Origin of the sequence: Kitasatospora sp. NPDC088391 (assembly GCF_044753345.1) — a bacterium.
Taxonomy (GTDB): Bacteria; Actinomycetota; Actinomycetes; order Streptomycetales; family Streptomycetaceae; genus Kitasatospora.
In genome coordinates this window covers 238512-259806 of record NZ_JBIVNB010000003.1, presented here as the reverse complement: position 1 = coordinate 259806, position 21295 = coordinate 238512, and the positions used below count along the sequence as shown (strand labels likewise).

Sequence of the window (21295 nt, the reverse complement as noted above, 5' to 3'; positions counted from 1 at the left end):
CCCCCGGGCCCATACTGGGCGGCTGTCGGGGTCCGCTCGCGCGGACCGCACGGGGAACGACAAGGGGGAGTGATCGGCATGTCCATCGAACTGCCCGACGAACTCGTCTGGGTGATGAACCTGATCGGCCTGAACTGGCCGGACGTGGACGAGGACGAGCTGCGCGAGTGGGCCTCGCACGTGCGGGAGTTCGCCGTCGGGCTGCAGGACGCCCACGACGGCACCCACGGCATGGTGCAGAGCCTCGCGGAGGGCTACCAGGGCGCCTCCTACGAGGCGCTGGTGTCCCGCTGGGGCCAGATGTCCCAGCAGCACACGACGGTCCTGCTGGACTGCTGCGAGGTGCTGGCCGTCGGCCTGGAGGTGGCGGCCGCGGGCATCGTGGTCGCCAAGGGCGCGGTGATCGCCGAACTGGTCGCCATGGTCGCCGAGTTCGCCGCCGAACAGGCCGCCGCGGTGGCCACCCTCGGCCTGGCCGAGGCCGCCAACGTGCTGATCGTCGAGGCCGGCAAGCGGGTGGTCAACGCGATCCTCGACCAGATCGAGCAGGAGATCGTCGGCCAGCTCGTCTCGATGGCCGTCGAGCCGTTCCAGGCCGCCATCGAGGAGGCCGTCTCCGGCCTGGTGTTCCAGGGCGTCGAAGCGGCCCTCGGAGGTGCCGCGTGAGCGGGGGTTTCAACGCCGAGCCGGAGCGGCTCGCGGCGGCCGCCGAGAAGGCGCACCGGCACGCGGAGCAGATCGAGTCGCACACCCGCAACCTGGACGGCCGCACCCGCGGGCGCAGTCTCGGCAAGGGCAAGTTCGGCGCCCTGGTGGAGCGCTCGGTCCGCCCGGTGATCGACTCGATGATCAAGGACATGGGCAAGGCGATGGCCAAGGGCCACCGCTCGCTCGGCCAGGGCCTGGAGATCACCCGCAAGAACATCATGGACGCCGACCAGGGCGTCCGGGACGCGATGCGGAGCAAGAGCGACTCGCTCAACAAGCACAACGTCCACCTGAAGCCCGGGCAGTCCGTGCCCGACCGCAAGGGTCTGCGGCAGCTCTACCACCGCCGGATCGACGAGCGGGTCGGCGAGCTCCAGTTGCAGGGCCACGGCGTCGGCCGCCACCTGAAGGTGACGGACCAGCAGCTGAAGGACCGGCTGGGGACGCCCTTCCAGGAGTCCTACAAGGAGGTCCTGCCGCGGGAGCTCGACGCGAACGGCTACCCGAAGAAGCGGGTCAGGGTCACCAGGACCCGCTGGTCGCGTGACCGGTACGGCTACCCCAACGGACAGGACAAGATCGACCCGTTGCGCGGACCGGATGCCCGCACCAAGTACCAGCCGCCTGACCTCTTCCACGACGTGGAGAAGAAGGACGAGCACGGCAATCCGGCGAACCACACCTGTGATCGTTTCTCGACGGCCTTCACTGATCCGGAGTCCTTTGTGTACGCGGAGCAGCACGCCCGCGGCAGGCTCGATCCGAACAAGCGGGAACGTCAGGTCATCGAGTTCCACCCGCACGAGGCGTGGGGGCCGGGAGGGCACACCGGGCGTTTCAAGGGATACTTTGTCGACCCCGACAATCCGATGTCGAACGGGCAGGTCAACTACCACGACGTGGATTTCAGAGGGGCGCGGATCAAAGCCGTCTACGATTACGACAGCAGCAAGGGCGGATTCGTTCTGCACACGATGTTTCCGGAGCCGAACATGGGTCGTAACCTCCACGGCCACTCTCCCAGGGGGCGGCATTGAACAAGTGGACGTTCTGGGACCTCCCGGGCTGGCACGAGGACGAGCGGCTGCGGTCGTTCTACAAGCACGCGTTCAGTCCGTTCGCGTACTACGAGATGGACCGCTACAAGGGCGGGGCGACCGAGGGCAGCGCGTACTCGGAGCGGTTGCGGGTGAGCCTGGAGCACCTGCTGGAGCACCGGCCGGCCACGATCGACAACTGGTTGGCGTTGTCGGGGACCCAGTACTACTCGGAGGACGAGCTGTACGGGTACCTCGCCGAGGTGTACGCATACTTCTTCGAGGGTGTGGAGCACCAGCCGATGCCGCCCGACCCGAACCGGAAGCCGCCGTCCGACGACCCGAGGTTCTGGACGGACTGGGTCGTGACCGAGGTGGAGTACCTCGACGACGACGAGGAGGACGAGAAGTGATCCGTCCGGCCTCGTCGACCGTCCTTTCCCTTCGCACCCTGGAGCCGAGCGACCGTGCCACTGCGTGATGAACTCCCGCCCCGTACCGGGCCGTGGGCGACCCGGTTCGATTCCGAGGAGGCGCTGGTGCGCGCCGACGACGTGCTGCGGGCGGCGGCGCTGCGCGACCACGACCTGGTGCCGATCGCCGGGTTCGAGGAGCTGTACGGGCCGGACATGCTGGTGCGGGCCGCGCAGGCGACCGCGATCGGGATCGATCCGGTGCGGCCGTACCTGCCGGACGGCGAGATCAACTACGTGTACGGGGACTTCTACACCGACGCGCTGGCGTACGGGGTGTACCGGCCGGCCGACGGGGTGGGCGCGCGGGGGCCGGCCGCTCCCGAGGAGTTGTGGAACACCACGCTGTACCCGTACCCGGGCGGCGAGTTGGACCCGACCACGGTGCCGCTGGCCGAGCTGGGGCTGGACGTGCCGGGGGTGGACCGCAGGTTCGTGCACTTCTGCGCGGGCGCGCTCGGCGTGGAGGCGGTGGACGACCTGGCGGAGCTGCGCGAGGCGTTCGACGGGGCGTGGCCGGACTACCGGGAGGTGCTCCGGGCGGGCCTGCGGCACCTGGTGGCGGAGCGGCCGCTCCAGGTCGAGCAGTGGTACGACCTGACGTACGTGCGCTTCCCGGACCAGCGGGAGCTGACCGCGTACCTGGCCCAGGTGTACGCCTACCTGTTCGACGGCTTCCCGGCGATGCCGCTGGCCCCGAACTGATCCCGGGCCCGAACGGCGAAGGCCCGGCCCCCCGCGCGGGGGGGCCGGGCCTTCGTGCTGCGGGCGGTCTACGGCACGCCGAGTTCGAAGAGGGCGTACCCGGCGTACCAGCCGGAGGTGACGGCGAAGGTGCCGAGGACGACCGCCAGCGAGGAGCGGGAGAGCCGCTGCAGGCCGGCCGCGATCGGGAGGAAGAGCGGGAAGCAGGGCAGCAGGTAGCGCGAGGTGTTGCCGAAGATCTGCTGGCTGCCGAGCACCATCACCAGCGTGATGCCGGTGTAGACCAGCAGGAACACCGGCGGCCGCAGCCGGATCAGCAGGAAGATCAGAACGGGGAGGCAGCACACCAGGAAGAGCGCGATCAGGTCCTCGGTGAGGAAGGCGAAGACGTAGTCGTTGTGCCCGAACAGGAGGCCGGTGACGACCTTCCGGGTGTGCGCGCCCCAGTCGAAGAAGTGCAGCCAGGCGCCGCGCTGCAGGTCGAAGTAGGCGGTGGGGCTGCCCATCCGCCAGTTCGCCCAGGCCAGGTACCCGATGAAGCCGAGCGGCGCCAGCACCATCGCGCTCAGCGGCCGCAGGATGCCGTCCTGGCGCTTCCACAGCGCGATCAGCGCGGCCACGCCGACCGCGGCGGCCAGCGCGGCGGCGGTCGGCCGGTTCAGGCCGGCGACGAAGGTGGTGGCGCCGGCGGCCGGCCAGTTGCGGGTCAGGACGAAGTAGCAGGCCCAGGAGGCGAGGGCGACGAACAGCGAGTCGGAGTACACCGCCCACTCGATGCCGGAGCCGGGGAACACGGCCCACACCGCGGCGGCGACGATGCCGGCCCGGCGGCCGAGCAGCAGCTTGGTCACCGCGTAGATGCCCGCGGCGGCGACGAAGGAGGTCACCACCGAGACGAGTATCCCGGCGCCGAAGGTGCCCAGGCCGGTGACGGTGGACACCATCTTGATCAGGCCCGGGTACAGCGGGAAGAACGCGACCGAGTTCTGCTCGATCGCCCACGGGCCGCCGTTGGTCCGCACGAGCTGCGGGTGGTAGCCGTTCTGCGCGACCTGCTGGTACCACCAGCCGTCCCAGCTGCCCAGCACGTCCCAGACGTGCTTGCCGCCGCCGAACCGCGGGTGCTTGGTGGCGTAGTCGCCCGAGGCGGAGAGCAGCCACATGAACGAGGCGAACGCGATCAGCCGGGCAGCGCCGAAGGCCGCCAGCGCGGGCCCGTACTCGCGGAGCACCGCACGGAACCACGCCCGCGCGTCCCGCGCCGGGCCCGCCTCGGCGGGGGACTCCGGGCGCTCGGCCACGTCGGGCTCGGAGCGTGCTGCCATGGCCATCAGGTCCTGTCTGCGTCTCGGCCCCGCCGGGCCGCCCGGATGCTCCGGGCGAGCCTACGGTACGCGGCAGTGGTCCGGACCAGACAGCGGGCAGGGTGTTCTCCGCCCACCCCCCGGGGCGGTCCGCCGCCGCCCCGGGGATACTCGACCCATGGCCGATCACTCCCCGCGCGCCTCGTACACCGTCGAGTCGCTGCTCGCCGTCACCGTGCGGGTCTTCAACGACCGCGGCTACGACGGCACCTCGATGGAGGACCTGTCCAGGGCCGCCGGGATCTCGAAGTCCTCGATCTACCACCACGTGCGCGGCAAGGAGGAGTTGCTGCGGCTCGCGGTCGGCCGGGCGCTGGACGCGCTGTTCGGCATCCTGGCCGAGCCGGCGGCCGTCGAGGGCCGCCCGGTGGACCGGCTGGAGCACGTGGTGCGCCGCACCGCCGAGGTGCTGCTGGGCGAACTGCCGTACGTGACACTGCTGTTGCGGGTGCGCGGGAACACCGCGACCGAGCAGTGGGCGCTGGAGCGGCGGCGCGACTTCGACCACCGGGTCGCCGAACTGCTGCAGGAGGCCGTCGCCGCCGGGCAGTTGCGCGCGGACCTGGAGCCCCGGCTGGCCACCCGGCTGCTGTTCGGCATGATCAACTCGCTGGCGGAGTGGTACCGCCCGGGCCAGCGCGGCGCCGAGGCGCTGCCGGACGCGGTGGTCCGGCTCGCCTTCGACGGCCTGCGGGCCCGGTGAGCGTCCACCACCCGGGAGAACTGGCCGCGCTGCGCGAGCTGCTGGCCGAGTGGGCCGCCCGGCGGGAGGGCCAGGTGGTGGTCGTCGCCGAGGACCGCGGGCTCGACCACGGGCAGCTGTGCTGGGGCGTGCTGGCGCACGGGGCGACCCCGCTGGTGGGTCCGACCTGCCGGTGCCGCAGTCGCGGGTGGCACAGCATCCCGCACAGCGACCGGATGATGCACGAGCGCCTGGGGGTGCGCGTCCCGGTGGCGGACGCGGAGGGCTGGGTGGCCCACACGCTCGGGCAGGAGCTGGTGTACGGCTCGTTCCGGTCGGTCGAGTCGGCCCGGGTGCTGGCCGCCCCGCTGGTCGAGCTGCTCGGCCCGGACGCGGACTGGCGGGCCAACGGCTACGCCGCGCACCCGCCGCCGAGCGGCAACCGCCACTGGAGCTCGGTCACCCCGTACACCTTCGACGCCGCGCTGGTCGGGATCGGCGCCGGGTGGACGGTGGTGCTGGTCTCCACCGGCGAGGACTGAGCGGCTACGACCCGTCCGGCGGGATCAGGTCGGTCTCCTCGAACACCAGCATGGTCCGGGTGCTGAGCACCTGCGGGATCGACTGGATGCTGCCCAGCACCAGTTCGCGCAGCTCCCGGTTGTCGGCGGTGTGCACCAGCATCAGTACGTCGTAGTCGCCGCCGACCAGCGCGATGTGCGCGACCCCGGGCAGCTGCAGCAGCTGCTCGCGGACGGCCCGCCAGGAGTTCTGCACGATCCGCAGGGTGACGTACGCGGACGCGCCCTGCCCGGCCTTCTCGTGGTCCACCCGGGCGGTGAAGCCGCGGATCACGCCGTCCTCGACCATTCTGGAGATCCGGGCGTACGCGTTCGCCCGGGACACGTGCACCCGCTCGGCCACCGAGCGGATCGAGGCTCGGCCGTCCTGTCGCAGCAGCCGCAGGATCGCGCGGTCGACGCGGTCGAGTCTGGACACCTGTTCAGCCGACATGGCCCCCCATCCCTGGTGATTGGACGTGCTGGCCCCAGCAGACCGCCCTTTCGGCCGACTGTCCACCGTCTTGACGCGGATATGGCCAAGATGACCAGTCGACCGAACAATCGGTAGGGAGCCCCCACCACCCCGGAGGTGCCCGAGATGACCGTTCTCGACCACAGGCCCGACCGGGCCCCCGTCCCCGGCTGGCTGCCCGGCGCCACCGCGCCGCGCACCGACCCCGCCCCGCTGCTGCCGGACCCCGAGCCGCACCGCGTGCTCGGCACCCCCGCCGCCGACGCGGCCGACCCGGAGCTGCTGCGCGAGCTGTACCGCCGGCTGGTCGCCGGGCGCCGCTACAACCAGCAGGCCACCACCCTGACCAAGCAGGGCCGGCTCGCCGTCTACCCGGCCTCCACCGGCCAGGAGGCCTGCCAGGTGGCCGCCGCGCTCGCGCTGCGCCCCGACGACTGGCTGTTCCCCTCCTACCGGGACACCCTCGCGGTGGTCGCCCGCGGCGTCGACCCGCTGGAGGCGCTCACCCTGCTCCGCGGCAACGCGCACACCGGCTACGACCCGCGCGCCACCCGCACCGCCCCGCTCTGCACCCCGCTGGGCACCCAGGTCCCGCACGCGGTCGGCCTGGCGCACGCCGCCCGGCTGGTCGGCGACGACACGGTGGCGCTCGCCCTGCTCGGCGACGGCGGCAGCAGCGAGGGCGACTTCCACGAGGGCCTGAACTTCGCCGCCGTGCTGAACGCCCCCGTGGTGTTCCTGGTGCAGAACAACGGCTACGCGATCTCCGTCCCGCTGACCCGGCAGTCCGCCGCGCCGACCCTGGCGCACAAGGCGGTCGGCTACGGCATGCCCGGCCGACTGGTCGACGGCAACGACGCGCTCGCCGTGCACGCGGTGCTCACCGAGGCCGTCGAGCGGGCCCGCTCCGGCGGCGGCCCGACCCTGGTGGAGGCGCTCACCTACCGCGTCGAGGCGCACACCAACGCCGACGACGCCACCCGCTACCGGCACGCCGAGGAGGTCGCGGCCTGGCAGGCGCACGACCCGATCCGGCTGCTGGAGGACGCCCTGCGCGGGCGCGGCCTGCTGGACGAGGCCCTGGTCGCCGACGCGGCCGAGCAGGCCGAGCAGCTGGCCGCCCGGATGCGCGCCGAGTTCCACGCCGACCCCGAACTGGACCCGATGTCGCTGTTCGCGCACGTCTACGCCGAACCCACCCAGCAGTTGCGCGAGCAGGCCGCGCAGCTGGCCGCCGAGCTCGCCGCGGAGGCCGAGGTGCACGGCCGATGACCACCGCCACCCGCGAGCAGTCCGGCCTGCGCACCGGCACCATGGCGCAGGCCCTGAACGGCGCGCTGCGCGACGCGATGCACGCCGACAAGACCGTGCACGTGCTCGGCGAGGACGTCGGCGCGCTCGGCGGCGTCTTCCGGATCACCGACGGCCTGACCGCCGAGTTCGGCCCGGAGCGCTGCCTGGACACCCCGCTGGCCGAGGCGGGCATCCTCGGCACCGCCGTCGGCATGGCCATGTACGGGCTGCGCCCGGTGGTGGAGATGCAGTTCGACGCCTTCGCCTACCCGGCGCTGGAGCAGCTGTTCTCGCACGTCGCCAAGATGCGCAACCGCACCGCCGGCAAGCTCCCGATGCCGATCACGATCCGCATCCCGTACGGCGGCGGCATCGGCGGCGTCGAGCACCACAGCGACGCCTCCGAGGCGTACTACGCGCACACCCCCGGGCTGCACGTGGTCACGCCCGCGACCGTGCAGGACGCGTACGGGCTGCTGCGGGCGTCGATCGCCTCGGACGACCCGGTGGTGTTCCTGGAGCCCAAGCGGCTCTACTGGGGCAAGGCCGAGTGGGACCCGGCGGCGGCCGTCGAGCCGATCGGGAAGGCGGTGCTGCGCCGCCCCGGCAACTCGGCGGTGCTGATCACCTACGGGCCCTCGCTGCCGGTCTGCCTGGAGGCCGCCGAGGCCGCCAGGGCCGAGGGCCGGGACCTGGCGGTGCTGGACCTGCGCTCGCTGGTGCCGTTCGACGAGGCCACCGCCTGCGAGGTGGTCCGCTCGCTGGGCCGGGCCGTGGTGGTGCACGAGGCGGCCGGCTTCGGCGGCGCCGGGGCGGAGCTCGCCGCCCGGCTGACCGAGAAGTGCTTCCACCACCTGGCCGCGCCGGTGCTGCGGGTCACCGGCTTCGACATCCCGTACCCGCCGCCGATGCTGGAGCACCACCACCTGCCCGGGGTGGACCGGATCCTGGACGCCGTCGCGCGGCTGCAGTGGGAGGAGTGATGGCGGTGGCGGTGGTCCGCGAGTTCACGCTGCCCGACCTCGGTGAGGGACTCACCGGGGCCGAGGTGGTGCGCTGGATGGTCGAGGTCGGCGAGGTGATCGCCGTGGACCAGCCGGTGGTCGAGGTGGAGACCGCGAAGGCCGTGGTGGAGGTGCCCTGCCCGTACGGCGGGGTGGTCACCGCGCGGTTCGGCGAGGTCGGGCAGGAGGTGCCGGTGGGCGCCCCGCTGGTGACCGTCGCGGTGGCGGCGGCACCCGGCGCCGCGGCCCCGGCGGCCGAGCCGGAGCGGCCGCTGGTCGGCTACGGGGTCGCGGAGTCCCGCCGGGCCGGGCGCCGCCGGGTGCTGCCGGGCGGCGCGCCCGCGGCCGCGCCGGTGGCCCAGGCGCCCGCCGCGCCCGCCGTACCTGTCGCTCCCGTCGCTCCCGTCGTTCCCGTCGTTCCCGCCGGGCCGGTTCCGGCGGCCCCGGCGGTGCTCGCGGTGATCTCGCCGCTGGTGCGCCGGCTGGCCCGCGAGCACGGGGTGGACCTGGCCGGGGTGCCCGGCAGCGGGCCGGACGGGCTGATCACCCGGCGGGACGTGGAGCGGGCGATCGCGGCCGCCGCCGCGCCCGGACCGGTGGCTGTTCCACGTGGAACCGAGCCGGACGGCGAGCTGGTCCCGCTGCGCGGCCTGCGCCGCACCGTCGCCGAGAAGCTGACCCGCAGTCACCGGGAGATCCCGGCCGCGACCTGCTGGGTGGACGCCGACGCCACCGAACTGATGGCGCTGCGGGCGCAGTTGAACGCGGTGCCGGGGCCGAAGGTGAGCGTGCTGGCGCTGCTGGCGCGGATCTGCCTGGCCGGTCTGGAGCGCTTCCCGGAGCTCAACTCCAGCGTGGAGGGCGAGGCGGTCCGCCGGCACTCCGCGGTGCACCTGGGCTTCGCGGCGCAGGGGCAGCGCGGCCTGGTGGTGCCGGTGGTGCGGGACGCCCGGCGGCTGAGCACCGAGCGGCTGTCGGAGGAGCTGGCCCGGCTCACCGAGGCGGCCCGGGTCGGAACCCTCGGACCGGCCGAACTGACCGGCGGCACCTTCACGTTGAACAACTACGGGGTGTTCGGGGTGGACGGCTCCACGCCGATCCTCAACCACCCGGAGGCGGCGATGCTCGGGGTCGGCCGGATCGCCCCCAAGCCGTGGGTGCACGAGGGGGAGCTGGCGGTCCGCCGGGTCACCCAGCTGTCCTTCACCTTCGACCACCGGGTCTGCGACGGCGGGACGGCGGGCGGCTTCCTGCGCTTCGTCGCGGACTGCGTGGAGCGTCCGGGAACGCTGCTGCGCGGGCTGTAGCGGGCCCGCCGCGGGTGCTGCGGCAGGTGCTGTCGCGGGTGCTGCGGCGGGGAGGGTAGCGGGTCGGCGGTCCGGATGTCCGGGGTTCCCCGGATTTGTCGGATGAGCTGTGCGGCCGGTGTCACTGTGCTGAGGGCGTCAGCAGACAGTTCGACCGGAAGCGAAACGATTCTCTTGAGTACTCGTCAGCTCGCACTGGAGAGCCGGCCGCTGCGGGTCCGGCTCGGCCGGGGCAGCGCGGCCGTGGCCGCGCTGCCCGGCGCGGCGGCCGCGCCCGCCCCCGTCCCCACCCCGTCCGAACCGGCCGAGCCGGCGGACGAACCCCCGACCGCCGTGGAGCAGCGGGGCCCGGCCGGTCCGGCGGAGGAGCCCTCCGCCGGACCGGGACCGGCCGCCGACGGCCCCGTCCTGACGCCGGTGCCGCTCACCCCGGTGCCCGCCGTCCCGGCGAAGCCCGCCCGGCCGCCGCTGGTGCCGCCGCTGCCCGCGTTCGAGCCGGTCGGGGCGTCGGTGCTGCCCGCGCTGCCCGCGCTGCCCGCCTTCGAACCGCTGTTCCGGGACGCCCCGGCGCTCAACTGGGTCGGCCCGGACGACCGGTGGACCCGGGCCTGGGGTCTGCCCCCGGCCGGCCGGGCGGTGGCCGAGCTGGAGCCGGCCGGCCCGGCGGACGACCGGCCGGCCGCCCCGCCGCGGCCGCCGAACGCCGAGGAACTGGTGCTGATCCGGGCCGCGCTGGCGGCCGTCCAGCCCGTCGCGGACCGGGCGATGGCGCACTTCCACGCGCTGATGTTCCTGCGCCACCCCGAGCTGCGGGCGATGTTCCCGGCCGCCATGGACGACCAGCGCGAGCGGCTGTTCCGGGCGCTGCGGCGCTGCGCCGGGTACGGCGAGGACGCGGCGGCGCTGCGCGAGTACCTCGTCCCGCTGGGCCGTCGGCACCGCAAGTACGGGGCGCAGTCCCGGCACTACGCCTCGATGGAGGAGTGCCTGGTGGCGGCGCTGGGCCGGTACGCGGGCAGCGGCTGGGACGAGCGCACCGAGGCGGCCTGGCGGCGGCTGCTGGCGCTGGGCGCGCACCTGATGGTGGAGGGCGCGACGGAGCAGGCCCGCACCGTCCCGCCGTGGTGGCAGGCCGAGGTGGTGGAGCACCGGCGGGCCACCCCGGACGTCGCGGTGCTGACGCTCCGTCCGGACCAGTCCTACCCGTTCCGGGCCGGGCAGTGGGCGGCGCTGGAGACGCCGTGGTGGCCGCGGGTGTGGCGGCCGTACTCGCTCGGTTCGGCGCCCCGGCCGGACGGGCTGCTGACGCTGCACGTGAAGGCGGTGCAGGCGGGCTGGGTGAGCAACGCGCTGGTGCACCGGGCCCGGCCGGGCGACGTGCTCCGGCTGGGCGCGGCCGAGGGCGCCATGACGGTCGACCACGCGGCGGGGGAGAACCTGCTCTGCCTGGGCGGCGGCACCGGGATCGGCCCGATCGCGGCCCTGGTGGAGGAGGTCGCCGAGCACGGCGCGGCCGGCCGCCGGGTCGAGGTGTTCTACGGGGCGCGGCGGGCCGCGGACCTCTACCGGCTGGCCGAGCTGCGCGAACTGGCCGCCCGGCACCCGTGGCTGACGGTTCGTCCGGTGCTCTCCGCGGAGGGCGTGGCGAGCGGCGGCGAACTGCTCGGGGAGCTGCCCGAGGTGGTGGCCCGGTACGCGCCCTGGCACGGCTTCACGGCCTTCCTGAGCGGCCCGGTGGCGATGGTGCGCGGCGGGGTGGCCGCGCTGCGCCGCTGCGGGGTGCCGGAGGGGCGGCTGCGGCACGACCTGCCGCCGGAGCGGGTGCGCTGACGGCGGGTCAGCCGAGGTCCTCGGCGAGCAGGGCGCGGACGCCCTCGATGTTGGCGGCGAGATAGGCGCGCAGGCTGGGAGGGACGACGTTGACCGAGGTGACGCCCTCGCGGGTGAACGGCACCCGGACGATCTCGTACTCGCCGTTGGGCTGCTCCACCTCGGGCCCGTGCCGCCGGGACGGGTCGATCGAGGCGAGCCGGCAGGCGAAGAAGTGCTGCACCTTGACGCCGTGCGGGTGCGCGGGGGTGCCGTCCTCGTGGTGGGAGTGCGCGACGGTGTCGACGAAGGCGGGCACCACGTCGGTGACCTTGCCGCCGAGCTCCTCGTCGACCTCGCGGTGCAGGGCGGCGACCACCGAGCCGTCGGTCGGCTCGACGCCGCCGCCGGGGGTGATCCAGTACGGGTGCGGCGAGCCGGGGCGGACCCGGCGGATCAGCACCAGCGAGGCGGGGCCGTGCGGGTCGTCCGGGTCGGTCTCCAGCAGGATCGCGCGGGCAGTGCGTTTGACGATGGGACGGACCTGGCCCGACATGGCTGCCACCTCCGGGGCGCGAGCGTTGTGCGGGAGTCTCCCGCGCGGCGGCGGCGGCGAAACTCGCACGCGCGGACGATTCGGAGGCACCTGTTCCGCCGACCGGGTGGAGCGCCATGCCCGGGGGGTCCGGACGGGAACGACGGGCGCGGCGGCCGTCGATCTTGGATTGGCCGGATCTGTCGGTTCGCTGCCTGCGAATCCGCGAATCCTGCCCGGAAGGTGGCTGGAAAGCGAAGGTGATTTGCCCGATGTGTGCGGCATTGTGATTGCAGGGATGTCCGTCCTGTGCTGCAATGTCCGCCTGCCGGGCCGGTTCGGAGCACCCTCCTCCGGACACCCCTCCGGGCCCGGGGGACGGGGATGAGCATGCACCGGACCGGTGAAGCGGTCGGCGGCGGGAGCACCGCGGCCACCGGCGGCATACGCGCGCCGCGCGCACCCACCCTGATCTCCTCGGTGCAGCGCGCCCTGCGCCTGCTGGAGGCGGTCGGCGGCCACGTCCACGGCGCCACCGCCAAGCAGCTCGCCCGCGGCGCCGCGCTCCCCCTCGGCACCACCTATCACCTGCTGCGCACCCTCACCCACGAGGGCTACCTGCGCCGGGACGGCGGCCGGTTCTACTACGGCGCCGCGATCGACGGGATCGGCCGGGCCGGGCTGCGGCAGTCCGAGCGCGTCGACCTGCGGACCCGGATGGCGGACCTGCGCGACGAACTCGGCGCCGCCGTCTACCACGCGGTCTACGAGGACGGCGAGGTCCGGGTGGTCGACGTGGTCTCCGGGGCCGCGCAGCCGCCGGTCGAGGAGTGGGCCGACTTCCGGGCCACCGCCCACGCGCACGCCGTCGGGCTCTGCCTGCTCTCCCAGCTCGGCCAGGAGGAGCAGCTCGACCACCTCTCCCGCCACCGCCCGACCGGCCTCACCCCGTCCACCTCGGCGGACGTCCGCACGGTGCTGCGCCGGCTCGACCGGGTCCGGCCGACCATGCCGGTGCTGGAGCGGCAGGAGTACGCGCTCGGGACGGTCTGCGCGGCGGTGCCGATCACGGTCGGCCCGGTGGTCGCCACCCTGGCGATCTCGCTGCCGACCGAGCGCGCCGACCGGCTCGGCCCGGCCGCGGCCCGGCTGCGCTCCCTGGTGGGGGCGATGTTCCCGGCGTTCGTCCGGTGACCGGGGGCCTGGGCCGTCCGGCAGCGGCCGTTCACCATTTGAAAAAGCACGCCTTGCCCGCATTACCGCCGAATCGGGACCATGGGTCCGAAGTCCGCCCCAGCGGAACGGGAACCCGCGGAACCGCAGCCCGACCGTCCGAACCGAGAGCGAACCGACCAGCGAAACCGCGCCCGACCCCACCGCGCGCCGGGCGGGCAGAACGAGAGGTACCGGCCATGCACAACACGGTCCAGGCCCGAACCACCATGCACCTGGTGGTGTCGAGCGAACTCTCCTTCCGGATCGTGGTCGACCTGGACTACGACGGCGCCGACCCCTTCGCGATCCGGTTCACCTTCCACCTGCCCGGCGACGAGCCGGTGGCCTGGGTCTTCGCCCGCGAGCTGCTGGTGGACGGGCTCAGCCGGCCCAGCGGCGAGGGCGACGTGCGGATCGAGCCGATCGGCGACGACCTCACCGAGGCCGCCCTGCGGCTGCGCTCCCCCGAGGGCGACGCCCTGATGCACGCGACCGTCCCGCCGCTGCTCGCCTTCCTGGCCCGCACCGACCGGCTGGTCCCGATGGGCCAGGAACGCGCGGGCGACGACCTCGACCAGGAGCTGGCCGGCATCCTCTCCGCCACCGGGCACGGCAACGCGGGCTGACCCCGGCGTCCGGGGCCGGCCCGCGGGCCGCCGCACGGCGGGGATCAGTCGTCGCCGAGGGCCAGGTTGAGGCCCCAGGACACCACGCTGATGATCAGCGCGCCGAGCAGCGCCGACCCGAAGCCCTCGACGTGGAAGTCCAGGCTCAGCTTGTCCGAGGCCCAGGAGGTCAGCCAGAGCATCAGGGCGTTGATCACGAAGGTGAACAGACCCAGCGTCAGGATGAACAGCGGCAGCGAGAGCAGCTTCACCAGCGGCTTGATCAGGAAGTTGACCACGCCGAACACCAGCGCCACCGCGACCACGGTGAGGGCCTTGTGCTGCCAGTCGTCGCCCGAGAGCGTGATCCCGGTGACGATCCAGGCGGCGATCCAGATCGCCACCGCGTTGATGAGCGTTTTGATCACGAAATTCTTCATGCGCGGATGGTGACAGGCCGGGGCGCCCGCGGGGAAGCTCCCCGGTCGGCCCGGCGGCGCGGTGCTGTTGAATGGGGCCGGACCGGGAGAGGAGCCGTGCCCCCGATGAAGCTGTTCCGGCTGGACGAACTCGACGCCGAACGCGCCGCGAGCGACGGCGCGTACCTGCGCTTCCTGAAGCAGCCGACGATGTCCGCCGGCCTGTACGCGCTCTCCCCCGGCGACACCGACCCGCAGACCCCGCACGCCCAGGACGAGATCTACCTGGTCGTCAGCGGCCGGGCCGAGCTGACGGTCGGCCGGGAGACCGCGACCGTCGGCCGCGGCAGCGTGGTGTTCGTCCCCGCCGGGACCGAGCACCGCTTCCACCACGTCACCGAGGAGCTCCGGGTGCTCGTGGTCTTCTCCCCGCCGGAGGACTGACCGTGCCCGGACCCAGCGCCCCCGTGCTCCCCGTGCCCCCCGCACCCGCCGACGCCCGTCCAGGAGGGACGACTCCCGTGAAGCTGACCGACGAACTGTGGGCGGCCGCCGAGCCCGTGTACCGGCAGATCCTCGACCACCCCTTCCTGACCGGACTCGCCGACGGCACCCTGCCGCGGGCCGCGTTCCGCCACTTCGTCGTCCAGGACTCCCACTACCTGCGCGACTACGCCCGGGCACTGGCCGTCTGCGCCGCCAAGGCCCCCACCGACGACCAGGTGCTGGCCTTCGCCAACGACGCGGTCGGCGCGATCGCCGCCGAGCGGCAGATGCACGCCGAGTTCATGTCCGCGCTCGGCGGCCCCGGCGGCGTCGACGCCGAACCGGTGCTGCCCACCACCCGGGCCTACACCAGCTACCTGCTGGCCACCGTGTACGGCGGCTCCTTCGCCGAGGCGCTCGGCGCCGTGCTGCCCTGCTACTGGATCTACGCCCGGGTCGGCGAGGAACTGGCCCGGCACTCCTCCCCCGAACCGCTCTACGCCAAGTGGATCGCCGCCTACGGCGGGGAGGAGTTCCAGCAGGTCGTCCGCCGGGTCCTCGCCCTCACCGACCGGCTCGGCGAGGAGCTCTCGCCCACCGAACGCGCCCGCGTGCTCGACCACTTCACCACCACCTCGCGCTACGAGTGGATGTTCTGGGACGCCGCCTGGCGGGGCGAGACCTGGCCGGTCTGAGGGTTCTCCCCCGGCGGCGGCTCGGGGTCGATCTCCGGGTTCTCTCCGGGCCGGGAAGCCTCGTTCCGCCCTTCCGGCCCGCCTAGGATCGAAGTGTCGAGATCGAGGGAGCGGAACGCAGCCGGAACCACCGGCGCCGAGCCCGAGGGGAGAAGGTACGGACATGGCCGAGTTCTGGAAGTCGCTGCCCTCGTGGGTGCGCAACATCGTCGTCCCGATCGTCCTGATCGTGATCGCCTGGAAGATCTTCTGGACGATCGTGGGCGCGGTGCTCGGTGCCATCGGCTTCGCCGTCAACATCCTGGTCCTGGTCGGCATCGCCGCGGCCGTGGTGATCCTGATCAAGAAGGCCGCCAAGAGCTAGCCCCGGGGGACGGGGCAGGGGTGACGGGGGTGCTGCGCTCGGCGCGGCGGGGGCCGTCCGCTCAGGGGGACGGACGGCCCGGCCGTACGAGGTAGTCGTCGAGGTCCCGGCCCGGGGTGAAGCCCCGGAGCCGGGACTTCGTCGTGTCCAGCACCACCGGCCGGGCCAACTGGTCCAGCGCGTACCGGGTCACGCCCTCCCGCCGCCCCACCGCCAGCGCCGCCACCGGGCCCGGCAGGTGGAGCAGCCGGGCCGACCGGCCGTGCGCGGCCAGCACCCCGCGCAGCGCCGCGTCGCGCCGGTACGGCCGGGCGTCCGCCACGTTGTACGCGCCCGCGGGCCACTCGACGGCCGCCAGGCAGGCCGCCGCCAGGTTCTCCACCGCGGTCAGGCTCAGCTCCACGTCCCCGCCCGGCAGCGCCAGCACGCCCCGGCGGACCGAGCCCAGCAGCCGCGGCACCAGGTGCGGGTCGCCGGCCCCGTACACCGCGCGCGGGCGCAGCACGACGGCGCCCGCCGCCAGGGCGAGCCGGTCCGCGACCGCCTTCGTCCGCCCGTAGGCGTTCAAGTGCCCGCCCTCGGTGGGGTGTTCCTCGGTGACCAGGGACCGGTCCGGCCGGGGGTCGTACACGCTGGCGCTGCTCACGAACACGAAGGGCCGGCCGGCCGCCGCCCCGAGGAGCCGCTCGGTCGCGCCGACGTTCACCGCCCACTGCCCCGCCTCGCCGGCCGAACCCGGCGGCAGGTCGCCGACGGCTGCCGCGCAGTGCACCACCGCGTCCACTCCCCGCAGATCCGGGACCTCCGGGGCGGCGGCGTCCCACGGCACGTGCTCGCCGTGCCGGGCCGGGCGCCGGCCGAGCGCGAGGACGCGGTGGCCCCGGGCGGCGGCGAGCCCGGCCACGTACGAACCGCAGAAGCCGGTGGCACCGGTCAGGGCGAGGGTCAGCGGGGGCACGGAGAAGGTCCTTTCGCAGCAGGAGGAATCAGGGGCCCGGGGACGCGAAGCTCAGTGGGCCCCCGGTGGGGCTTCCCGGAGGGTGAGGAGGCAGGTGCGGTAGGAGGGGAGGGCGCTGCGGGGGTTCGGGGTGGTGCGGAGGAGGTGGGGGTGGTGGGGGGCCAGGGTGCTGAGGAGGGTGGCGAGTTGGGCGCGGGCGAGGGTCGCGCCGGGGCAGGTGTGGGGGCCGAGGCCGAAGGGGGCCCGGGTGGCGAGGGGGTGGTCGGGGGTGTCGCGGTGGGACTGGGCGGCGTGCCGGGCGACCAGGAGGAGGCGGTCGCCGGGGCGCAGGCGGTGGCCGAGGACGGTGGCTTCGGCGGCGGCCGCCCGGGGGAGCACCGGTGAGGCGGCGGTGAGGCGGAGCAGTTCGGCGGCGAGCGCGTCGGGGTCCTGCCGGGCCCGGTCCCACCAGTCGGCGCGGGCGCACCAGGCGACGGCGCGGGGCAGTGCGGCGAGGGTGGTGTTGACGGCGGCGACGGCGAGCATTGCGTCCCGCGGGTCCGGCAGCAGGCGGCCGAGGTGTTCCGCGGTGGCGCGGGCGCGGCGCCGCGCGCCCGGTCGGGGGAGTCCGGGCAGGTGGGCGCGGGCGGTGGCGGCGGCGGCCCGTTCGGTGGCGGCGGCGAGGTCCAGCGGGTCGGCGGTGCTGCCGGTGAGGGCGGCGGCGGTGGTGCCGGCGAGCAGCCGGACGACCGGGACCAGGTCGACGGGCCCGTTCGCGGAGGAGAGCCCGCTGTTGATCAACTGCCGCCAGCCGGGCCGGAGTTCGGCGATCCCCTCGCTGCCCAGCAGGTGGCCCAGGGCCCGCCGGGAGGCCCGGTGCTCGGCCCCGTTCTGGTCGAACAGCAGGCCCCCGCCGGTGAGCCGGGCCGCGGTGCCGCCGGTGGTGTGCTCGGCGGTGCGGTCGAGCGGGACCTTGGTGAGGATCTGCCGGTACGCGTCGGGGTGGTGGACCAGGACGGTCCGGCCCAGCCGGAGCAGCGGGCGGTGCCGGGTGGCGGCGAGCAGCGCGAACAGCACCGGGTGGCTGCGCAGGTAGACGGACCGGTCGGTGCGGCGCGGGTCGGTCCGACGGGGCGTCAAGGGGTGCTCCCGGCGGGGTCGGCGGCGAGGCGGTCGGCGCACCGGCGGGCGGCGGCGGCGCGGTCGGGCTTGCGGGAGCGCCCGGCCAGCGGGACGGGGCCGAACAGCACGGCGTCCGGCCGGGCCGAGCCCATCCGGGCCAGCGGTGCGCGCAGGTCGGCGCGCAGCCGCCGGTGGTCCGCCCCGGCCCGGGGCTGGACCAGGGCGACCAGCAGCTCGTCGCCGTCCGGGGCCGGTACGCCCACCAGGACGGCGAGTTCGACCTCCGGCAGGTTCAGGGACGGCTCGTACAGGCCCGGGTAGATGTTCTCGGCGCGGCGCAGCACCATGTCCTTGAGCCGGCCCGCCAGCACGATCCGCCCGGCCGGGTCGAGGGTGGCGCGGTCGCCGGTGCGCACCCACGGGTCGGGGTCCTCGCCGAGGTAGCGGTCGCGGGCGGACGGGCCGGCGAGCAGCAGTTCGCCGTCCGCCCCGAGCCGGGTCCGGACGCCGGGCAGCGGTGCGCCGAGCAGGTCGCCGGGGCCTTCGTGGGCGCTCTTCTCGCGCTCCTCGACGGCCGCCGCCGGGAACAGCTCGGTCAGCGCGTACACCCCCCACGCCTCGGTCGCGCCCGCCTGCTTGGCCCGCCGGAGCAGGGCGGCGTCGGCCGGGGCGGAGCCGGTCCAGACCCGGCCGGTGAGCCTGGTCAGCGGCCGGAGCCGGGGCGGCGTCAGGTAGGTCTCGTCCGGGGCGAGCCGGTCGATCTGCCGTTGCAGCGCGGCGGTCCGGCGGGCGGGCAGGGCGACGGTGGCGCCCGCCGCGAGGGCCGGGACCAGCACGAAGGTCGTCCCGCCCAGCACCGTCCGGCCCGGGCCGGGCCGCACCAGCGCGTCCACGGCGCGCATGCCGGCGGCCAGCGAGGACCGGGTGTGCACGACGCCGCGCGGGGCGGAGGTCGTCCCCGAGGTGAACACGACCACCGCGTCCCCGTCGCCCTCGTAGGGCTTCGGCGGCGGCCCGGGGTGCCCGCCGAGGCCCGGGGCGCAGCCCGGCAGGCGGCGGCCGACGGTCGCCACCGGCCCGAGCAGGTGCAGCGGCGGCAGTTCCAGGTGCGCGCGGCGGGCCAGCGGGCGGGCCCAGCCGGCCGCGGCCTGCACGACGGCGTCGGCGAGGACCAGGGCGGGCGGCGCGAGGGCGAGCCGGGCCCGCAGGACGTCCGGCCCCGCGGACGGGTCCAGCACGGCGGCCCGCAGGCCCAGGCGGTGGGCGGCCAGCAGCACGGCGAGAGCCCGGGGGCCGGGCCGGACCGCGACCCCGAGGGTGTCGCCGGGGCGCAGGCCGTGGCGGTGGTGCAGGGCGGCGGCGTACTGGTCGGCGAGGGCGGCCAGCTCACCGCAACGGGCTTGCGCCCCGGTGCTCCCCAGCAGCGCCGGGCGCGGGCCGCCCTCCCGCAGCGTTCGATCGAGCCGGTCCAGCACGAGCAGGTTCCTTTCGCAGCGGGGTATTCGGGGAGCCCCGTCAGGGGCCCGGGGAACGGCGGGGCCGAGAGGCGGTGCGCCGGAACACGGTGGGGCGCCACGGGGCTTTCGCAAAAGACCTCAGGCCCGAAACGGGGTGGCGCCTCGCGGCCCGTCGGTCACCCGCCCCTCGGCTCCGCCGTTCCCCGGGCCCCTGGAGCTTGGGCCCCGGCGCTCTCCGCAGGAGTCAGCGGATGTCGACGTCGCGGTGGCCCGCGCCGCGTTCGAGGTACCAGCGGGCGGTGCCGCGGAGGCCGTAGGCGCGGATGCGGCGGGTGGAGTTCTGGACGACCATGTCGCGGCGGTGGACGATGGCGGTGGTGCGGCGGCGGACCCGGTTGATGAAGGTGCGGTCGGTCGGGGAGGGGCGGCGGGGCATGCCGCCGCTGGCGAGGTAGAGGTCGGCGGTGACGGCCATGTTGTTGCCGGCGTGCATCCGGTAGGGCGTCAGGTAGCCGTGGCGGCGGCGGTGCGCGGGGCGGATGCGGCCGAAGAACGCGCCGAGGGCGACCAGGACGAGGAAGACGCCGCGGCCGACGGGGCCGTGCTCGTCGTGGCGGGCGGTGACCCGGCCGCAGACCAGGCCGTCGGAGGCGAGCAGGCCGGCCCGGGCGGCGGCGGTCCAGCCGGGTTCGGGGAGGCAGTCGGCGTCGGTGCGGGCGAGCAGGCGGGCGCCGTGGTCGATGGCGTGCCGGAAGCCGGTGTCGATGGCGCTGCCGACGCCCTTCTCGGGTTCGACCAGCAGGTGGACCGGGAACGGGGCGTGCTCGGCGAAGGCGCGGACCCGGTCGCCGGTGGCGTCGGTGGAGCCGTTGTCGACGACCAGGAGGGTGAAGTCGCGGTCGTGCTGGCGGGCCAGGGCGTGCAGGGCGCCGTCGATCCGGGCGGCCTCCTGGTAGGCGGGGACGACCACCCAGAGCGCGGTCACGACTTCTCCCAGACCATGGTGATCAGGCTGACGCCGCCGCCCAGGCCGACCATCAGGACCTTGTCGCCGGGGTTCAACTCGGGCATGATCCGGTCGAGTTGGACGCCTATCGTGGCGGAGGCCAGGTTGCCCAGTTCGGGGACGGTGACCACCAGTTTCTCGGCGGGGACGCCGGTCAGCTCCACGAAGCGCTCCAGGTAGGGCAGGGTCACCTGGTGGACCAGGACGCGCGCGTAGGCGTCCCAGCCGAAGCCGGTGCGGGCGGCGACCCGGGTGAGGATGTCGGAGCCGATCTTCTCGAAGACGCCGCGCAACTCCTTGCCGCCGCCCCGGAAGTAGCTCCACTCGTCGCCGCGCGGGTGGCGGGAGCCGCCGCCGGGGATGCCGCCGACCTCCCAGTGCTCGGAGGCGGTCTCGGTCTCGATGTCGAGGATGCCGCCGCGTTCGACCCGCTCGACGACCACGGCGGCGCCGCCGTCGCCGAAGGTGTAGCCGGCGAAGCCGTCCCGGAACTCGGCGAGGCCGGAGGGGTCGCGGCGCATCGCCCGGCTCGGGGTCTCGCCGGTGACGACCAGGGCCCGGTGGGCCCGGCCGGCCAGGATCATCGCGCGGGCGGTGTCGATGCCGTTGAGGAAGCTGTTGCAGGCGTTGGAGACGTCCAACGCGTGGGCCCGGGAGCCGAGTTCGGCCTGGACGAGGTGGGCGGTGGCGGGTTCGCAGACGTCCCGGGAGGCGGAGGCGAAGACCAGCAGGTCGAGGTCGGCGGGCTCCAGGCCGCGGGCGGCCAGCGCCCGGCGGCCGGCGGCCAGGGCGAGCGCGGACGGGTGTTCGTCGGGTCCGGCGAAGCGGCGGGTGCGGATGCCGGTGGCCTTCTCGAACATGCCGTCCGGCAGCGGCAGCCGGGAGCCCGCCGCGACCTCCCGCTGGAGCTGGGCGGAGGTGACGGTCTGTCGGGGCAGGGCGGAGCCGACGGCGGTGATACCGATGCGGGGCAGGCTGTCCATGTCTCGATGCTGGCGCGGATGCGGCCGTTCGGGCGTGAGTACGAGTACTCAGCG

General features: G+C 74.6%; 24 protein-coding genes. 15 read left to right on the top strand and 9 right to left on the bottom strand.

What is annotated here, in order from left to right; genetic code table 11:
- The first annotated feature begins 78 nt into the window (after window positions 1–78).
- The 4 genes from ACIQBJ_RS09890 to ACIQBJ_RS09875 are packed head-to-tail and all read left to right on the top strand — an operon-like array spanning window position 79 to window position 2923.
- Complete coding sequence (locus ACIQBJ_RS09890; RefSeq protein ID WP_400706514.1) at window positions 79–666, top strand: hypothetical protein; 588 nt, start codon at window positions 79–81, stop codon at window positions 664–666.
- Window positions 663–1745 (top strand): hypothetical protein, encoded by a 1083-nt coding sequence (locus ACIQBJ_RS09885; protein ID WP_400706511.1) that lies wholly within the window; start codon window positions 663–665, stop codon window positions 1743–1745. Before ACIQBJ_RS09890 ends, ACIQBJ_RS09885 begins: the two co-directional genes overlap by 4 nt.
- Entirely contained in the window at window positions 1742–2158 is a 417-nt protein-coding gene (locus tag ACIQBJ_RS09880) for a hypothetical protein (RefSeq protein ID WP_400706508.1), read from the top strand. The genes ACIQBJ_RS09885 and ACIQBJ_RS09880 overlap by 4 nt, the downstream gene beginning before the upstream one ends.
- Before the next feature lie 54 nt (window positions 2159–2212).
- Entirely contained in the window at window positions 2213–2923 is a 711-nt protein-coding gene (locus tag ACIQBJ_RS09875) for a hypothetical protein (RefSeq protein WP_400706506.1), read from the top strand.
- Window positions 2924–2991: 68 nt separating this feature from the next.
- On the opposite strand, the gene ACIQBJ_RS09870 is transcribed toward ACIQBJ_RS09875, so the two are convergent.
- A complete protein-coding gene (locus ACIQBJ_RS09870; RefSeq protein ID WP_400706503.1) occupies window positions 2992–4254 on the bottom strand; it encodes a hypothetical protein in 1263 nt (420 codons plus the stop codon).
- Window positions 4255–4405: 151 nt separating this feature from the next.
- Here ACIQBJ_RS09870 and ACIQBJ_RS09865 point away from each other — a divergent pair, with 151 nt between their 5' ends.
- Together ACIQBJ_RS09865 and ACIQBJ_RS09860 are read left to right on the top strand one after the other, a co-directional pair.
- Entirely contained in the window at window positions 4406–4990 is a 585-nt protein-coding gene (locus ACIQBJ_RS09865) for a TetR/AcrR family transcriptional regulator (protein ID WP_400706500.1), read from the top strand.
- Window positions 4987–5511, top strand: coding sequence for a hypothetical protein (locus ACIQBJ_RS09860; RefSeq protein WP_400706497.1), 525 nt, complete (start codon window positions 4987–4989; stop codon window positions 5509–5511). Before ACIQBJ_RS09865 ends, ACIQBJ_RS09860 begins: the two co-directional genes overlap by 4 nt.
- A 4-nt stretch (window positions 5512–5515) precedes the next feature.
- Here the strand turns inward: ACIQBJ_RS09860 and ACIQBJ_RS09855 are convergent, their stop codons facing one another.
- Window positions 5516–5983 carry an Lrp/AsnC family transcriptional regulator gene (locus tag ACIQBJ_RS09855; protein WP_400706494.1) on the bottom strand — a complete coding sequence of 156 codons (468 nt, stop codon included), beginning with the start codon at window positions 5981–5983 and terminating at the stop codon, window positions 5516–5518.
- 147 nt (window positions 5984–6130) lie between these two features.
- Here ACIQBJ_RS09855 and pdhA point away from each other — a divergent pair, with 147 nt between their 5' ends.
- The 4 genes from pdhA (at window position 6131) to ACIQBJ_RS09835 (ending at window position 11438) form a co-directional block, all read left to right on the top strand.
- A complete protein-coding gene (gene pdhA / locus ACIQBJ_RS09850) occupies window positions 6131–7276 on the top strand; it encodes a pyruvate dehydrogenase (acetyl-transferring) E1 component subunit alpha (protein WP_400706491.1) in 1146 nt (381 codons plus the stop codon).
- On the top strand, window positions 7273–8280 hold the full coding sequence (locus tag ACIQBJ_RS09845; RefSeq protein ID WP_400706488.1) for an alpha-ketoacid dehydrogenase subunit beta: 1008 nt from the start codon (window positions 7273–7275) through the stop codon (window positions 8278–8280). The genes pdhA and ACIQBJ_RS09845 overlap by 4 nt, the downstream gene beginning before the upstream one ends.
- Window positions 8281–8285: 5 nt before the next feature.
- The gene (locus ACIQBJ_RS09840) at window positions 8286–9608 is read left to right on the top strand and encodes a dihydrolipoamide acetyltransferase family protein (protein ID WP_400708113.1); all 1323 of its coding nucleotides are present in this window, start codon (window positions 8286–8288) and stop codon (window positions 9606–9608) included.
- A 174-nt stretch (window positions 9609–9782) separates the two neighbouring features.
- Window positions 9783–11438 carry a globin domain-containing protein gene (locus tag ACIQBJ_RS09835; RefSeq protein WP_400706485.1) on the top strand — a complete coding sequence of 552 codons (1656 nt, stop codon included), beginning with the start codon at window positions 9783–9785 and terminating at the stop codon, window positions 11436–11438.
- A 7-nt stretch (window positions 11439–11445) separates the two neighbouring features.
- Here the strand turns inward: ACIQBJ_RS09835 and ACIQBJ_RS09830 are convergent, their stop codons facing one another.
- Window positions 11446–11973 carry an NUDIX domain-containing protein gene (locus ACIQBJ_RS09830; RefSeq protein WP_400706482.1) on the bottom strand — a complete coding sequence of 176 codons (528 nt, stop codon included), beginning with the start codon at window positions 11971–11973 and terminating at the stop codon, window positions 11446–11448.
- A gap of 363 nt (window positions 11974–12336) precedes the next feature.
- Between ACIQBJ_RS09830 and ACIQBJ_RS09825 the strand changes: the two genes are divergently transcribed.
- A complete protein-coding gene (locus ACIQBJ_RS09825) occupies window positions 12337–13146 on the top strand; it encodes an IclR family transcriptional regulator (RefSeq protein WP_400706479.1) in 810 nt (269 codons plus the stop codon).
- Window positions 13147–13364: 218 nt separating this feature from the next.
- Complete coding sequence (locus tag ACIQBJ_RS09820; RefSeq protein WP_400706476.1) at window positions 13365–13793, top strand: SsgA family sporulation/cell division regulator; 429 nt, start codon at window positions 13365–13367, stop codon at window positions 13791–13793.
- Window positions 13794–13837: 44 nt separating this feature from the next.
- Here ACIQBJ_RS09820 and ACIQBJ_RS09815 read toward each other — a convergent pair whose 3' ends face one another.
- Window positions 13838–14212, bottom strand: coding sequence for a phage holin family protein (locus ACIQBJ_RS09815; protein ID WP_400706473.1), 375 nt, complete (start codon window positions 14210–14212; stop codon window positions 13838–13840).
- Window positions 14213–14317: 105 nt separating this feature from the next.
- Here ACIQBJ_RS09815 and ACIQBJ_RS09810 point away from each other — a divergent pair, with 105 nt between their 5' ends.
- The 3 genes from ACIQBJ_RS09810 (at window position 14318) to ACIQBJ_RS09800 (ending at window position 15736) form a co-directional block, all read left to right on the top strand.
- Complete coding sequence (locus ACIQBJ_RS09810; protein ID WP_400706470.1) at window positions 14318–14635, top strand: cupin domain-containing protein; 318 nt, start codon at window positions 14318–14320, stop codon at window positions 14633–14635.
- Between the two features lie 77 nt (window positions 14636–14712).
- Window positions 14713–15372, top strand: coding sequence for a thiaminase II (gene tenA / locus ACIQBJ_RS09805; protein ID WP_400706467.1), 660 nt, complete (start codon window positions 14713–14715; stop codon window positions 15370–15372).
- Between the two features lie 163 nt (window positions 15373–15535).
- Window positions 15536–15736: a hypothetical protein gene (locus ACIQBJ_RS09800; protein WP_400706464.1), complete on the top strand. Its 201-nt coding sequence runs from the start codon at window positions 15536–15538 to the stop codon at window positions 15734–15736.
- Window positions 15737–15797: 61 nt separating this feature from the next.
- On the opposite strand, the gene ACIQBJ_RS09795 is transcribed toward ACIQBJ_RS09800, so the two are convergent.
- The 5 genes from ACIQBJ_RS09795 to ACIQBJ_RS09775 all read right to left on the bottom strand — a co-directional run bounded on the left by ACIQBJ_RS09795 (window position 15798) and on the right by ACIQBJ_RS09775 (window position 21241).
- The gene (locus tag ACIQBJ_RS09795) at window positions 15798–16694 is read right to left on the bottom strand and encodes an NAD-dependent epimerase/dehydratase family protein (RefSeq protein WP_400706461.1); all 897 of its coding nucleotides are present in this window, start codon (window positions 16692–16694) and stop codon (window positions 15798–15800) included.
- A 51-nt stretch (window positions 16695–16745) separates the two neighbouring features.
- Window positions 16746–17813 (bottom strand): cytochrome P450, encoded by a 1068-nt coding sequence (locus ACIQBJ_RS09790; protein ID WP_400706458.1) that lies wholly within the window; start codon window positions 17811–17813, stop codon window positions 16746–16748.
- On the bottom strand, window positions 17810–19270 hold the full coding sequence (locus ACIQBJ_RS09785) for a class I adenylate-forming enzyme family protein (protein ID WP_400706455.1): 1461 nt from the start codon (window positions 19268–19270) through the stop codon (window positions 17810–17812). Before ACIQBJ_RS09785 ends, ACIQBJ_RS09790 begins: the two co-directional genes overlap by 4 nt.
- A 226-nt stretch (window positions 19271–19496) precedes the next feature.
- Entirely contained in the window at window positions 19497–20237 is a 741-nt protein-coding gene (locus ACIQBJ_RS09780; RefSeq protein ID WP_400706452.1) for a glycosyltransferase, read from the bottom strand.
- Window positions 20234–21241 carry a 3-oxoacyl-ACP synthase III family protein gene (locus ACIQBJ_RS09775; RefSeq protein ID WP_400706449.1) on the bottom strand — a complete coding sequence of 336 codons (1008 nt, stop codon included), beginning with the start codon at window positions 21239–21241 and terminating at the stop codon, window positions 20234–20236. The genes ACIQBJ_RS09780 and ACIQBJ_RS09775 overlap by 4 nt, the downstream gene beginning before the upstream one ends.
- Window positions 21242–21295: the final 54 nt, after the last annotated feature.